The following is a 12,208-nucleotide window of genomic DNA, read 5'->3' as shown; positions in this document are numbered from 1 at the left end:
GGCGCCTCACACGTTGGTGAGGCGCCGCCAGGAATGTACGACGGCGGCGACGGCCAGCGGAGCGGTAGCGGCGGCGAGCAGGAGGTGGGGCGGGCCGACGGCGGCCGCGGCGTCGGCACCGCCCAGACCCGTCCACAGCGACGGCGCGGCGTAGGGGAACCACGACCCGCCGCCGAGCAGCACCACGACCTGCGTGAGTGCAACGACGCCGACCAGCGCACCGACGGTGCCGAGCTGGCTGCGCGTCACGGTCGCCACCCAGGCGAACGGCAGGGCCAGGCCGCCGCCGAGGAGCCCCGCGACGAGCGCGGTGCGCGCACCAGCCCACGCCCCGTCGAAGGGTGCCCCCGAGCTCGCGGTGACCACGGCTGAAGCGGCCGTCGAGACGGCGACCGTGAGGACCGTGCACCCGGCGATCCAGGCCAGTGCGACCAGGCACTTGGCCAGTGCGATCGTGCCGCGGGGCACTGCGAGGCCGAACAGGGCGCCGGCGACGCCGTCTTCCAGCTCCCGCCCGAAGGACCACGCGAGGAGGAACCCGGCGGCGAACAGGGCGGCGACGGAAAGGACCTGGGCGCACACCATGAGGTGAGCGCCGGCGAGGTCGCCCGTCGCGTAGGCCGTGAGCTTGGCCGCCGTCGCGCCGACGGCGCGTGGTGACCGGGCCAGCGCCACGGCTCCGACGCTCGCGATCGGAACGAGCACGACGAGCAGCAGGGTCGCCAGGCGTGCGACGACGGAGCGGCGCAGCTTGAGGGTCTCGACGGCCAGTGCTGCGCGGAGCGCGGCGACGCGTGTCATGCCCGGCTCCTCGCATCCGTGGCGGCCCGGGTGTCGGCGTCGAGCACCATGGCGAAGAACCGCTGTTCCAGGTCGGTGCCACCGGGCTCCAGGCGTCCGACGTCGCGGCCGGCGTGCAGCACCACTATCTCGTCGGCGATCCGCGCGACCTCGTCGAGGTGGTGGCTCGAGACGAGGACGGCCGCCCCGTCGTCGGCCAGGCCGCGGACCAGCTGACGCACCAGGACGACGCCCTGCGGGTCGAGCGCGCTGGTGGGTTCGTCGAGGATCAGCGCAGCGGGCCCGTGGAGGGTCGCGCACGCGATCCCGAGGCGCTGGCGGTTGCCCATCGAGAGCGTCCGGGCCCGCGCGAGCCGCCAGGGGTCCAGGCCCATCTGCCCGACGGCGGCGCTCGCCGTCTGCGCGGCGGCTCGCGTCGGCAGGCCGTGCAGCCTGGCGGCGCAGCGGAGGTTCTCGGTGACGGTCAGCTCGGGGTGGACCAAGGGGGTCTCGACCACCTGGCCGAACCGCATCGCGACGTTGCTGGGCAGGTCAGCCGGCTCGTGACCGAGTACACGAGCCGTGCCGTGGGTGGGCCGCAGACGACCGGCCAGCGCACGGAGCGCCGTCGTCTTGCCCGCGCCGTTGAGGCCGATCAGGGCCGTGACCCGACCCGGTTCGACCGAGAGCGTGAGGCGGTCGAGGGCGACCCGGGCGCCGAAGGCGTGCGAGACGTCGTCGAGCACGAGGGCCGTCATCGGGTCGCTCCCGCCGGCGCGAGCTGCGCCAGGGCGCGGCGGACGAGGACCGAGAGGTCATCGTCCGCGGTACCCCAGGCGAGGAGGGCAGCGGTGGTGGCGGCAAGGCAGGCGGCGGTGGCGATGGCGGCGTCGAGGCGGTCGACGCCGTCGGCCACGAGCCGCGCGACGATCGCCTGCTGGCTGGCTTCGGTGCCGACCGCCGCCGCGGCGCGGAGCGAGGGGGACTGCGCGACGAGGGCGACGCGGCGCTTGGCGGTGGCGTCCTCGGTGGGCGTGATGTCGCCGAGGGCGGCGAGGAGGCCGAGCCGCACTCGTTCCAGGGGCGGGAGGCTGGCCGGCTGAGCGCCGACCGCCTCCGCGATGAGGGGGTCGTACGGGTCGGTGACCAGCACCGCGTCCTTCGTGGGGAAGTGCCGGAAGAACGTCATGGGAGTGATGCCCGCTGCGTCGGCGATCTGGTTCACCGTGGTGGCGGCGTAGCCCTGGAGCTCGAAGAGGTCGAGCGCGGCATCGAGGATGCGGGCCCGGGTGCGAAGGGTGCGGGGTGTGACCACGATAGAATGTTAGCTACTAACATTATGGCTCGGCAAGACGTCACCGGGTCGATGAGCCTTGCGGTCAGGCGGCGTGCCGCACGGGTCCGGCGTTCCGCACGGGTCGGAGGATCGCTGTGCTGCGCGGTGCGCTCCGGCTCGCGCTGCGGGTCGTGGCCTGGCGGGCCGGCCGTGGCGGGGGCGGTGCGACCGACCGGTAGCTGTGCCCGGTCGGTGTCGTGGTGGCGACGACGTGGCGGCCGCTGGCCGGGTCGGTCCCGGCTGTCGAGCGCCAGCCGGGGGCCTCTTTGGCCAGGTTGCAGGCAGCGCAGAGGCCTTGCCCGTTGGTCAGGCTCGTGTCGCCGCCGTCGGCCGCCGGTCGGACGTGGTCGAGGTGGCGGATCGGGGCGTCGCACCACGAGGTACGGCAGGTGCCCTGGTCCCTGATCCGCAGCAGGTCGGCCAGCCCGTCGGCGAAGAACCGGCGTTTGCTGGTCGTGCCGATCAGATCGCCGTTCGTGGTGGCGTAGATGGTCCGCAGCCAGGCCGCGCCGAGGTCGAGGGCACCGGCCACGAGGGTCCGTGCCACGGTTGCCGGGACGGTGCCGTGGCCGACGCCGGTGCCGTCCAGGACGACCGCGGGCTCGTGGCCCTCGCCCAGCAGGGCGGCGTCCGACACGACCAGGTTCACCGTGACCGGAACGTCGGCCGCGTGCTCCTGGCCGGTGACCCGTTCGACGAGCGTGTCGGCCATGATCTGGCCGGTGGACCGCTCGTCGCCGCCTGTGTACCGGGCTGACTCCGCGGCGATCTTCAGTGCGGCGTAGACCTGGACGCCCTGTGCCATGGGCAGCAGCGCGGTCACGTAGGCCATGGCATCCGGTGCGGGCCGGATGGATACGCACCGCTCGGTCACTGCCTTCGCGGCGCGCTTGACCAGCGCGGCAGGGTCGATCTCGTTGGCGTGCGTCCTGATCAGCCCGGCGAGCCGGCGGGTACCGACCCCGTCCAGGACGGCAGGGTCGGCGCACAGGTCGGCGTCGATGCGGCCCCGGTCCTCCAGCGTGAGGCAGGCGGTCTCCTTCACCAGTAGCAGCGCCCGCTCCTCGGACAGCCGGCCTTCCCTCAGCGCGGCCAGCGTGTGCGGCATCTCTTCGTGCCAGATGCGAGCGGCGCCCAGCAGTGTCCGGGTCCGTTGCGGCGAGCGGCGCAGCGCGCGGGCCGCCTGCTGGACCGTGCTCGCGGTCGCGTCGCGTTCGGCGGACTTCACGGTGACCGGGATCTGCCTGCCGGCCGAGTCGTGGTGCCCGGCCGGGTCCGTGGCGTACTCGCGTGCGGCCCGCAGGGCGTCACCGTGCAGCTCGACCAGGACCTGGGCCTGCACCGCCACGCAGGCTGCCTTGACCTCCTCCAGGGCGCGCAGGGTATCGATCCGGGCAGTGTTGTCACTTGGCTTGGCCGCCGTGAGGAGCCAGGCGTGCAGGGCCGCGATTCGCTCCGCGCTGACGTCGCCGATGTTGGTGTCGCCGATGTTGGTGTCGGTGACACCTGGCAGGCTCGGGACCGAGCGCAAGGTGGCATTGCCGTTGTGCATGTCTGACCACCTTTCGCCTCTGCTGAACGTGACCCCATCGTATGGCACAGATGTTCGATGCGCATCTCGAAGGCGGTGTCCAGAACGGTCGCCGCGCTGTCTTCCCCGACTGCACGGTGGACGCTCATCGAGAGGTGGTGGCGACAGCCGGTCGGACCGACGCATCGGGACTGCCTGGTCGCGGTTCGTGCGGGCGACGACGAGCCGTTCCGCTTCTCGGACTTTCCACCGGTCTTCCTTGAGCTCGGCGAGATCGGGTGCCGGCCGGCGTTGTACTGGACGGACGCGACGACTCATTGACGGCGGGTCGGGGCGGTTGTGAACAGCCGTCCTCCGAGTGTTGGTGAGGCCGTCTATCGTTGCGGGGGTGAGCACCGCCCTATACCGCCGCTACAGGCCCGAGACGTTCGCCGAGGTGATCGGCCAGGACCACGTCACGGGCCCCCTCATGCAGGCCCTGCGCAGCGGCCGGGTCAACCACGCCTACCTCTTCAGCGGTCCACGAGGCTGTGGCAAGACGACGTCGGCGCGCATCCTCGCGCGCACGCTCAACTGCGCCAAGAACACGCCCGAGTCGCCGATCGACACCCCGTGCGGTGAGTGCCCCTCGTGCGTCGAGCTGGCTCGTGGCGGCTCCGGATCGCTCGACGTGGTGGAGATCGACGCGGCCTCGCACAACGGTGTGGACGACGCGCGTGATCTGCGCGAGCGCGCCACGTTCGCCCCGGCTCGCGACCGGTACAAGATCTTCATCCTCGACGAGGCGCACATGGTGACGCCCCAGGGCTTCAACGCGCTGCTGAAGATCGTCGAGGAGCCGCCGCCGCACATCAAGTTCATCTTCGCGACCACGGAGCCGGACAAGGTGATCGGGACCATCCGGTCACGGACGCACCACTACCCGTTCCGGCTCGTGCCGCCGGACGTGCTGTCCCCGTACCTCGAGCTGCTCTGCGGTGCCGAGGGGATCGAGGTGGGCGGCGGCGTGCTTCCGCTGGTGACCCGTGCGGGTGGCGGTTCGGTGCGGGACTCCCTGTCCGTGATGGACCAGCTCATCGCCGGCGCGACCGGCGGCATCGTCGACTACGACCTTGCCGTGGGCCTGCTCGGCTTCACCCACGCGACCCTGCTGGACGACGTCGTGGACGCGCTCGCAGCGCGTGACGGCGGCTCGATCTTCCGGGTCGTCGACCAGATCATCGCGACGGGGCACGAACCGCGCCGGTTCGTCGAGGACGTGCTGGAGCGCCTGCGCGACCTCGTCGTCATCGGTGTCTCGGGTGACGCGGCCAGCGCCGTGCTGCGGGGCATTCCCAGCGATCAGCTCGATCGCATGCGAACCCAGGCCGGGCGGCTCGGGGTGGCGGAGCTTTCCAGGGCGGCCGACCTGGTGAACGCGGCCCTCACCGAGATGACCGGCGCCACGTCGCCGCGCCTGCACCTGGAGCTGTTGTGCGCCCGGTTGCTCCTGCCGGGGGCCGACGACGGAACCGCAGGCCTCGCCGCGCGCATCGACCGGCTCGAGCGGGGCGGAGCCATCGCGTCCGGGGCGCCTGCGCCGTCGGGTCCGGGCCGGGACGCGGCTCCGGACCGCGCGCAAGGAGGGGAGCCGCCGGCGGGCGGGCTCGCCGGCGCCGCCGCCGCACGTGCGGTGCTCGACGCACGCAAGAAGCGGGGCGAGCCGGGTCAGCCGCCGACCGCCCAGGAGCGGGCCGCGACCGCTCCGGCTTCGGCTGCGCCAGAAGCAGTTCCGGCCGCCGCTCCGGAGCCTGCGCCGACGGCGGAGGCCACGCCGGTGCCGCCGGCCCGCCCGGAACCGGCCCGCCCGGAACCGGCCCGCCCGGAACCGGCCCGCCCGGAACCGGCCCGCCCGGAACCGGCCCACCCACAACCGGTCCCTGCCGCTCCGGAGCCGGAACCCGCCAGTGATCAGGCGGCGCCGGTGCGGCCGGCTGCGTCGGCTCCGGAACCGGACGCCCCGTCGGCCCCGGTCCCGGCCACGTCCCAGGGCGCCGAGCCCGGTGTGACGACGGAGACCGTCCGGCGGCGCTGGCCCGAGGTGCTCGGTGCGCTCGCGGCTGCCCGCGTGACGTGGTCGCTCGTCGGCCCGAACGCACAGGTCGCCGCGCTGGAGGGCAACACGCTGAAGCTGGGCTTCGCGGCACCCGGCCTGGCGCGCACCTTCTCGAACGCGCGGCACACCAGTGCTGTGGAAGAGGCGGTCTATCAGACGCTCGGCATCCGCGTCCGGGTCGAGGCGACCCTCGACGAGGGGCCGTCCGGCGGCGGCGGACCGTCCGCAGGGGGAAGCTCGGGCGGCGGTGCGTCGGGCGCGGGATCGTCAGGTGGCGCGTCGTCGGGTGGCGGCGCCGTCCCGTCGTCCGACGAGCCTCGGCGCGAGGCGCCTGCCCCCGCTGCCGCTCCGGCGGCCGACTGGCCGGACGTACCGCCGCCGGGCGGCGTCACTACGACAGCCGTGCCGTCTGCCTCCGCCGACGACGCGTCCAGCGGGGGGCCGGTCGCGATGGCAGCGGCGACCGGCAGGCCCTCTGCCGTGTCGTCGGCCACCGCCGTGGCCCCGGCCCAGGGCAGCGTCGCCGTCGCAGAACGCCCCGAACCGTCCAGACCCGAGCCGTCTGGTCCCGAGCCCGGCCGTCCGGAACCGTCTCGGCCCGCCGCCCGTCCGCCGTCCGCCGCGAGCGCAGCCGACGAGGCCTGGCTCTCGGGCGCGGCAACGGCCGAGCCTCCCGCCGACTACGACATGCCTGAGCCTGAGCCGGTCTACGAGGACCAGGGTCCCGCAGCCGTGGGGGCCCCGATGTCGGGTGCCGGGAGTGCCCGGGAGGCGCTGCGACAGGCGAACGAACGCCGGGCGCGAGCTGCGAACGGTGCCCCCGCCGAATCGCGTGGCGGTGCTGCGGCACCCGGGAGCGCGAGCGCGCCCGGAAGGGCAGCGCAGGGGGACGGGCCTGACTTCTACGACGAGCCGTCCGCCGACGACCCGGACATCACGTCGGCCGGAATGGTCGGCGTGCCGCTCGTGGTGCAGGTGCTGGGCGGAACCGTGATCGAAGAGATCGTGGACCAGGCATGAGTGCGGACGGCGTCATCGGTCCGGTCACCACGCTCCGCATCGTCGCGGCCGTCGTGGAGCGTTCGGACGGGCGGCATCTGCTCGTCCGCAAACGGGGCACCCATGCCTTCATGCAGGTGGGCGGCAAGATCGAGCCCGGTGAAGGGCCTGTGGCGGCCCTGGTGCGGGAGTTCGAGGAGGAGGTCGGGGTGCGGCTCGAGCCGGCCGACATCGAGAGTCTCGGCCGGTTCGGGGCGCCCGCTGCGAACGAGCCCGACCACGTCGTCGACGCGTACGCCTACCGCGTTCGCCTGCGGCCCGGCACCGAGATCGCCGTCCAGGCGGAGCTCGAGGAGCTCGTGTGGATTGATCCTGCCGACCCGGTCGCGAACTTTCCCATCGCGCCGCTGTCGCGGGATCTGCTGACCGCCGCCGGGCACTGAACGCTCAGCGGTCGGCCTGCTCGGTCCGATACCGCGCAACGCGTGCGGCGCGCTCGCGCTCCATCCGGCGCCGAGGGTCAGTGTCGTCGGCCTGCTCGGCGGGCCCTGCCACGTGCAGAAGCAGCCACGTCAGCCGCCATCGGACGCGGTACCCCAGGGTCAGGCCGTCACTGTTCGGCATGGCGTTCCTCCATTTACTTGGCGTACCAATAGTTTGCCTGCAAACTGTTAGCCTGGTCAACATCGAGAGGAGCCACATGACCGTCACATCACGAGTCGACACCTCGGCGTCGTCCGGCGCGACTGCCCCGCCGGAGGTCTCTGCGGACGGCGTGCGGGGGGCACCGGAAGACCTCCTGGCCCTCGACCGCCAGGTCTGCTTCGCCCTTGCTGTCGCCTCGCGCAGCGTCATCGCCCTGTACCGGCCGCTGCTCGAGCCGATGGGCATCACCCATCCGCAGTACCTGGTCATGCTTGCGCTCTGGGAGGGTTCGCCGCTCTCGGTCAAGCAGCTCAGCGGGCTGCTGCAGCTCGACCCCGGCACTCTGTCGCCCCTGCTCAAGCGGCTCGAGGCGATCGGCTACGTGACGCGGCGCCGGGATCCGCGCGACGAGCGCTCGCTCGCCGTCGAGCTCACGGAGGAGGGTCGCGCGCTGCGCGAGCAGGCGCTGCTCGTGCCGCCGGCGATCATGGCTCGCCTCGGCATGTCAGCCGAAGAGCTCAAGGCGCTGCATCGCAGCCTCACCCGGGTCATCGCCGCGGCCGCCCCGTGAGTCGCGGCCGGCTGCACCACGTCGAGCTGTGGGTCCCGTCCCTCGAGCGAGCGGAGCGGTCGTGGGGCTGGCTCCTCACCGCGCTCGGCTATACGGAGCACCAGCGCTGGGACGCCGGGGTGAGCTGGATCCTCGACGGCACCTATGTCGTCGTCGAGCAGAGCCCGGCGCTCGCCACGGACGTCCATGACCGCCGCGCGCCCGGGCTCAACCACCTGGCCTTCCACGGCGGCACGTGCGCGGAGGTGGATCAGCTCGTCGCCGCGGCGCCTGGCTTCGGCTGGGTGCTCCTGTTTCCCGACCGGCATCCGCACGCCGGTGGTCCTGACCACTACGCCGCCTACCTGGAGAACGAGGACGGCTACGAGGTCGAGGTCGTCGCTCAACCTGCCGGGTCTCGTACTGCTGGAGGTGCGTGAGCGGCTTCGCCGCTGAGCGGTCGCGCTGCGAGCAGGACCGTCATCCACACCATCGTGAACGGGATGACCGTGACGTTCTTGATCGCGAGCTCCCACGACACCCACGTGGCCTCATCGATCCCGCCCACGCGACCGGCCAGCGAGTCAGGGACGGCCTTGAAGACGATGAGGAAGACGAGCAGGAAACCGGTGCTGATCAGCAGCGTGACGCGGTGTCGCGAGACCCAGTCGGACCAGCGGGCTCCTGCGCCGGGCCCTCCGGCGCGCTGGTCACGCAGCAAGGCCCACGCCAGCCACGCGATGAACGCGAGGCGAGCGGCCGCCGTGAACACCTCGCCGCCCACCCCGCCGGCCCACTCCGCGGTGTCGCTCACCGCGAGGAAACGCTGGATCGAGGCGAGGGCGCCGAAGGCGAACACCACCGGATAGTTCCGGACGAAGAATCGCCAGGTCTCCGTGAGGATCTCTACCGCTTCGGCCCAGGGGCGGGGCCGAGCAGTCGCCACCCGTGCAGTCATGACATCTCCATTCGGTCAGGTAAATAGTTTAGTAAACTAAATCATATGGTGGGGTGCACAATAGGGAGATGTCAACACCCGAGCGCGCCCAGACGCCCGACGCCGCCGCCGACTCGGGGGCCCGGCTCGGTGCCGAGCTGAGCGACGCGGTCGTGATGTTCCACGAGGCGCTCGGTGCGCTGTCGGGGCTCTCGGCGGCGGATCACAAGGCGCTCGGCGTGCTACGTCGCGACGGGCCGATGTCCGCGCGGGAGCTCGCGGACCGGACAGGCCTCACGGCGGGCGCCGTCACCGGGCTGGTCGACCGCTTGGAGGACGCCGGCTACGCCCGGCGTACGCGACACGAGACGGACCGGCGGCGGCTCGTGATCGAAGCGACCGCACCAGCGTCACCGCAGGTGAAAAGGGCTCTGGTGGAGATGCAGGAGGCCATGGCCCGGGTCACCGAGCAGTTCTCCGTCGATGAACTCATGGTGGTGGCGCGCTGGGTGACCCTGACGACCGTGACCATGCGCGAGCAGGCGGTGCAGGTCGGGGCGCGGAAGGGTGCTCGTAAGACGCGAGACTAGGCAACGGCTCGGCGCCGCTCGGGCCTCCCAGCGTCGGCCTCCCAGCATGGGCTCGCCAGCTGCGCCTTCGAGCGGTTCTGACCGCATGGCGGGCCCCGCTTTCGGCGTCGGTCAGGGTGCGGAACAATGTCGCGTCGCCGAGCGAAAGGACGTGCCTGGAGCATGTCGCGGATCCTGCCCCGCTCTACCCCACTGGCCGAGGGGGTCGACCCCGCAGCGGTGCGGGCCCTCGTCGACCGCCTGGACCGCCTCGAGGACGTGCACAGCGTGCTCGTGCTGCGCCATGGACGCGTGATCGCCGAGGGGTGGTGGCACCCGCACACCGCCGACCGCCCGCACACGATGTTCTCGGTCAGCAAGAGCTTCACGTCGACGGCGGTCGGGATCGCGGTCCACGAAGGCCTCCTCACCGTGGACGACCAGGTGCTCGACCTCTTGCCGGACGACGCCCCCGCCCACCCGAGCGAGTTCCTGCGAGCGATGCGGGTGCGGGACCTCCTGACCATGACCACGGGCCACAGCGCCTCGACCATGGAGGGCATCGACCGGACCATCTCCCTGCCGGGAGCCCGCTGGGCCCGCGCGATCCTGGCGCAGCCCGTCGAGCACGAGCCGGGCACGCACTTCGTGTACAACACGGGTGCCACCTACTTGCTGTCGGCGATCCTGCACCGGCTCACGGGTGAGCGGCTGCTCGACTACCTGACGCCGCGCCTCCTGGCGCCGCTCGGCATCACGCACGCCGCCTGGGAGCAGGACCCGGACGGCATCGACACCGGCGGGTTCGGGCTGTCGATCACCACGGAGGAGATGGCGGCGTTCGGCCAGCTCTGTCTGCAGGGCGGGGTGTGGGAGGGACAGCAGCTCGTGCCGGCCGCGTGGGTCGCGGCAGCGACGTCGAAGCAGGTGCCGAACGGCCCGCACGACTGGCCCGAGTGGAACCAGGGCTACGGCTACCAGTTCTGGCAGTGTCGGCACGGCGCCTACCGGGCCGACGGCGCGTTCGGCCAGTACATCCTGGTCTGGCCGGAGAAGGACCTGGTCATCACCATGACATCGGGTCTGTCGGACCTGCAGTCGGTGCTCGACGCGGTGTGGGACACGTTCCTGCCCGACGACGTCCGGGCCGGCCGGACGACCGCAGAGGTTCTGCCGCCCGAGGTGCAGGAAACCGCGGTCCCGTTCGAGCTCGCACTGGCCACGCCGGCCGGGGCCGCGTCGACGCCGATCGAGCAGTCGTTGCGCGGCGTGACCTACGAGCTCGAGCCGAACTCGCGCGACGTCAGTGCCCTGACGCTGGGCCGCGACGCGTACGGCAGGACCGAGGTGGCCTTCACGATCGGTGGGCTGGACCACTTCGTGCGGTTCGGGCACGCGGAATGGAGCCATGGAACCTGCTCGCTCCTGGGTGCACCGGCCGACGTCGCGACCGCCGCGGCCTGGGCCGACGAGTCGACCCTGCGCGGGCGCATGGTGTTCCTCGGCACTCCCTTCGAGTGGCGCCTGGAGCTGCGGTTCTCCGGTGGGGAGGTTGCCGTGACGATCGACCGGAACGTCGCCTTCGGCGAGCGCGGCCTGCTGGACGTCCGGGGCAAGGCGCGCAGGGCCTGACCGCGGGCACCGGGCGGTCAGGCCGGGCGGAACGCCATCAGCGGCAGCTTCTCGACCAGCAGACGGCGGTCCCCTTCCGTGCCGCGGTACTCGAAACCCGCGAGCTTGCTGAGCAGCTTGCGCAGCACTGGTCGGAGCACGCCGTAGCCGCGCTCGTAGTGGCGCAGCACGTCGACCGCCTCGTCGGTATCGAGCAGCCGGACCTCCGCACGGTGCGGGGCGCGCCCGAAGCTGACCCGGGCCTCCCCGTTCGCGCCGATGTTGAGGAGCCACTGGGCGCTCTCGCCGAACCCGCAGACCACGACGGCCTCACCGGTGTCCCGGTCGTAGCGGAGCACCTCCAGCACGACGGTGTGCTCGACCCCAGTCTTGCGGCCCACGTGCGTGAGCTGGAGGAACCGCTTGCCGAGCATCCCACCCATCCCGTGCCGGTACAGGGCGTTCGGTGCGGCGAAAACCGTCTTCAGCCACGGTGGCATGGTGGTAGCCATGTACCTAACGTAGGTCCGGCCGGGCCCACATGCGACGGCAGTCCTCAGGAGTGGAGGGCGTCGTACTCCGCCTCGGCGGCTACGTCGTCCTCCACGTCGAGGCGCACGTGCGCCAGCAGTCCCTGGAGCACCCGCAGCGCGGACGCCGCTCGCTCGCCCCACAGCGAGAAGTAGGAGAACTGCCACCACCACAAGGCCTCGAGCTCATGGCCGCTGTCGAAGTGCTGCAGGCCCTTGGCCAGCGCCTCGGCGACGCACGCGAGGTCACCGGACAGGGAAGCCTGGCCGACGTCGTCGCTCAGCACCGGGTCCACCACCTCGGTGTAGTCGTCGAACCCGTCGAACATCTTGGACAGCGCCTCGCGCAGCGGGTCGAGGTCGGTGTCCGGGCCGGCGTCGGGCTCGTAGCGCTCCTTGGGCACCACGTCCACTATCGCGGCGAGGCGCGCTCCTGCGGCCAGCAGGTCCGACGACGCGAGGACGAGCAGCGAGAGCTCAGCTCCCGGCATGCCCCCGGACGCCACCTGGGTCACCGTCGACAGGAACGTCCGTGCCTGTGCGGACACCTGGTCTGCGACCTCGCTGAGGTCCGACCCGGGGGCTATCTCACTCATCGTGATCCCACCTACTTGTCGTTGCCGAT

At 72.2% G+C, this 12,208-nt stretch carries 14 protein-coding genes; 6 read left to right on the top strand and 8 right to left on the bottom strand.

Going from position 1 to position 12,208, the window contains the following annotated elements; genetic code table 11:
- Positions 1–6 precede the first annotated feature (6 nt).
- The 4 genes from AB0F40_RS17840 to AB0F40_RS17825 form a co-directional block, all read right to left on the bottom strand.
- Entirely contained in the window at positions 7–801 is a 795-nt protein-coding gene (locus AB0F40_RS17840; RefSeq protein WP_357470290.1) for an ABC transporter permease, read from the bottom strand.
- The gene (locus AB0F40_RS17835; RefSeq protein ID WP_357470287.1) at positions 798–1,538 is read right to left on the bottom strand and encodes an ABC transporter ATP-binding protein; all 741 of its coding nucleotides are present in this window, start codon (positions 1,536–1,538) and stop codon (positions 798–800) included. The genes AB0F40_RS17840 and AB0F40_RS17835 overlap by 4 nt, the downstream gene beginning before the upstream one ends.
- On the bottom strand, positions 1,535–2,095 hold the full coding sequence (locus AB0F40_RS17830; protein ID WP_357470283.1) for a helix-turn-helix domain-containing protein: 561 nt from the start codon (positions 2,093–2,095) through the stop codon (positions 1,535–1,537). The genes AB0F40_RS17835 and AB0F40_RS17830 overlap by 4 nt, the downstream gene beginning before the upstream one ends.
- Positions 2,096–2,159: 64 nt before the next feature.
- Complete coding sequence (locus tag AB0F40_RS17825; RefSeq protein ID WP_357470280.1) at positions 2,160–3,668, bottom strand: HNH endonuclease; 1,509 nt, start codon at positions 3,666–3,668, stop codon at positions 2,160–2,162.
- 367 nt (positions 3,669–4,035) lie between these two features.
- On the opposite strand from AB0F40_RS17825, the gene AB0F40_RS17820 reads away from it, so the two are divergent.
- Entirely contained in the window at positions 4,036–6,762 is a 2,727-nt protein-coding gene (locus AB0F40_RS17820) for a DNA polymerase III subunit gamma and tau (protein WP_357470277.1), read from the top strand.
- Positions 6,759–7,184, top strand: a complete 426-nt coding sequence (locus AB0F40_RS17815; protein WP_357470274.1) for an NUDIX domain-containing protein — start codon at positions 6,759–6,761, stop codon at positions 7,182–7,184. The genes AB0F40_RS17820 and AB0F40_RS17815 overlap by 4 nt, the downstream gene beginning before the upstream one ends.
- A 4-nt stretch (positions 7,185–7,188) precedes the next feature.
- Here AB0F40_RS17815 and AB0F40_RS17810 read toward each other — a convergent pair whose 3' ends face one another.
- Positions 7,189–7,365 (bottom strand): hypothetical protein, encoded by a 177-nt coding sequence (locus AB0F40_RS17810; protein WP_357470271.1) that lies wholly within the window; start codon positions 7,363–7,365, stop codon positions 7,189–7,191.
- 76 nt (positions 7,366–7,441) lie between these two features.
- On the opposite strand from AB0F40_RS17810, the gene AB0F40_RS17805 reads away from it, so the two are divergent.
- Together AB0F40_RS17805 and AB0F40_RS17800 are read left to right on the top strand one after the other, a co-directional pair.
- Entirely contained in the window at positions 7,442–7,957 is a 516-nt protein-coding gene (locus AB0F40_RS17805; RefSeq protein WP_357470268.1) for a MarR family transcriptional regulator, read from the top strand.
- On the top strand, positions 7,954–8,376 hold the full coding sequence (locus tag AB0F40_RS17800; protein ID WP_357470264.1) for a VOC family protein: 423 nt from the start codon (positions 7,954–7,956) through the stop codon (positions 8,374–8,376). The genes AB0F40_RS17805 and AB0F40_RS17800 overlap by 4 nt, the downstream gene beginning before the upstream one ends.
- Here AB0F40_RS17800 and AB0F40_RS17795 read toward each other — a convergent pair.
- Complete coding sequence (locus tag AB0F40_RS17795) at positions 8,340–8,894, bottom strand: hypothetical protein (protein WP_357470261.1); 555 nt, start codon at positions 8,892–8,894, stop codon at positions 8,340–8,342. The genes AB0F40_RS17800 and AB0F40_RS17795 overlap by 37 nt on opposite strands.
- Before the next feature lie 68 nt (positions 8,895–8,962).
- Between AB0F40_RS17795 and AB0F40_RS17790 the strand changes: the two genes are divergently transcribed.
- Positions 8,963–9,463 (top strand): MarR family transcriptional regulator, encoded by a 501-nt coding sequence (locus AB0F40_RS17790; RefSeq protein WP_357470258.1) that lies wholly within the window; start codon positions 8,963–8,965, stop codon positions 9,461–9,463.
- A 162-nt stretch (positions 9,464–9,625) separates the two neighbouring features.
- Positions 9,626–11,074: a serine hydrolase domain-containing protein gene (locus tag AB0F40_RS17785; RefSeq protein ID WP_357470256.1), complete on the top strand. Its 1,449-nt coding sequence runs from the start codon at positions 9,626–9,628 to the stop codon at positions 11,072–11,074.
- A gap of 17 nt (positions 11,075–11,091) precedes the next feature.
- On the opposite strand, the gene AB0F40_RS17780 is transcribed toward AB0F40_RS17785, so the two are convergent.
- A complete protein-coding gene (locus AB0F40_RS17780) occupies positions 11,092–11,565 on the bottom strand; it encodes a nitroreductase family deazaflavin-dependent oxidoreductase (protein WP_357470253.1) in 474 nt (157 codons plus the stop codon).
- Positions 11,566–11,609: 44 nt separating this feature from the next.
- Positions 11,610–12,179, bottom strand: coding sequence for a DUF5063 domain-containing protein (locus tag AB0F40_RS17775; RefSeq protein WP_357470250.1), 570 nt, complete (start codon positions 12,177–12,179; stop codon positions 11,610–11,612).
- Between the last annotated feature and the right edge of the window lie 29 nt (positions 12,180–12,208).

Source organism: Promicromonospora sp. NPDC023987, assembly GCF_040639055.1.
Taxonomy (GTDB): Bacteria; Actinomycetota; Actinomycetes; order Actinomycetales; family Cellulomonadaceae; genus Promicromonospora.
Note: the sequence above shows the minus strand (reverse complement) of the source record. Positions and strands in the feature narration are given on the sequence as shown.

What these genes read in the sequence shown, in the direction of transcription:
- AB0F40_RS17825 (WP_357470280.1), bottom strand. Translation starts at nt 3,668, where the DNA reads ATGCACAACGGCAATGCCACCTTGCGCTCGGTCCCGAGCCTGCCAGGT.
- AB0F40_RS17790 (WP_357470258.1), top strand. Translation starts at nt 8,963, where the DNA reads ATGTCAACACCCGAGCGCGCCCAGACGCCCGACGCCGCCGCCGACTCG.
- AB0F40_RS17840 (WP_357470290.1), bottom strand. Translation starts at nt 801, where the DNA reads ATGACACGCGTCGCCGCGCTCCGCGCAGCACTGGCCGTCGAGACCCTC.
- AB0F40_RS17810 (WP_357470271.1), bottom strand. Translation starts at nt 7,365, where the DNA reads ATGCCGAACAGTGACGGCCTGACCCTGGGGTACCGCGTCCGATGGCGG.
- AB0F40_RS17780 (WP_357470253.1), bottom strand. Translation starts at nt 11,565, where the DNA reads ATGGCTACCACCATGCCACCGTGGCTGAAGACGGTTTTCGCCGCACCG.
- AB0F40_RS17775 (WP_357470250.1), bottom strand. Translation starts at nt 12,179, where the DNA reads ATGAGTGAGATAGCCCCCGGGTCGGACCTCAGCGAGGTCGCAGACCAG.
- AB0F40_RS17815 (WP_357470274.1), top strand. Translation starts at nt 6,759, where the DNA reads ATGAGTGCGGACGGCGTCATCGGTCCGGTCACCACGCTCCGCATCGTC.
- AB0F40_RS17805 (WP_357470268.1), top strand. Translation starts at nt 7,442, where the DNA reads ATGACCGTCACATCACGAGTCGACACCTCGGCGTCGTCCGGCGCGACT.
- AB0F40_RS17835 (WP_357470287.1), bottom strand. Translation starts at nt 1,538, where the DNA reads ATGACGGCCCTCGTGCTCGACGACGTCTCGCACGCCTTCGGCGCCCGG.
- AB0F40_RS17795 (WP_357470261.1), bottom strand. Translation starts at nt 8,894, where the DNA reads ATGACTGCACGGGTGGCGACTGCTCGGCCCCGCCCCTGGGCCGAAGCG.
- AB0F40_RS17785 (WP_357470256.1), top strand. Translation starts at nt 9,626, where the DNA reads ATGTCGCGGATCCTGCCCCGCTCTACCCCACTGGCCGAGGGGGTCGAC.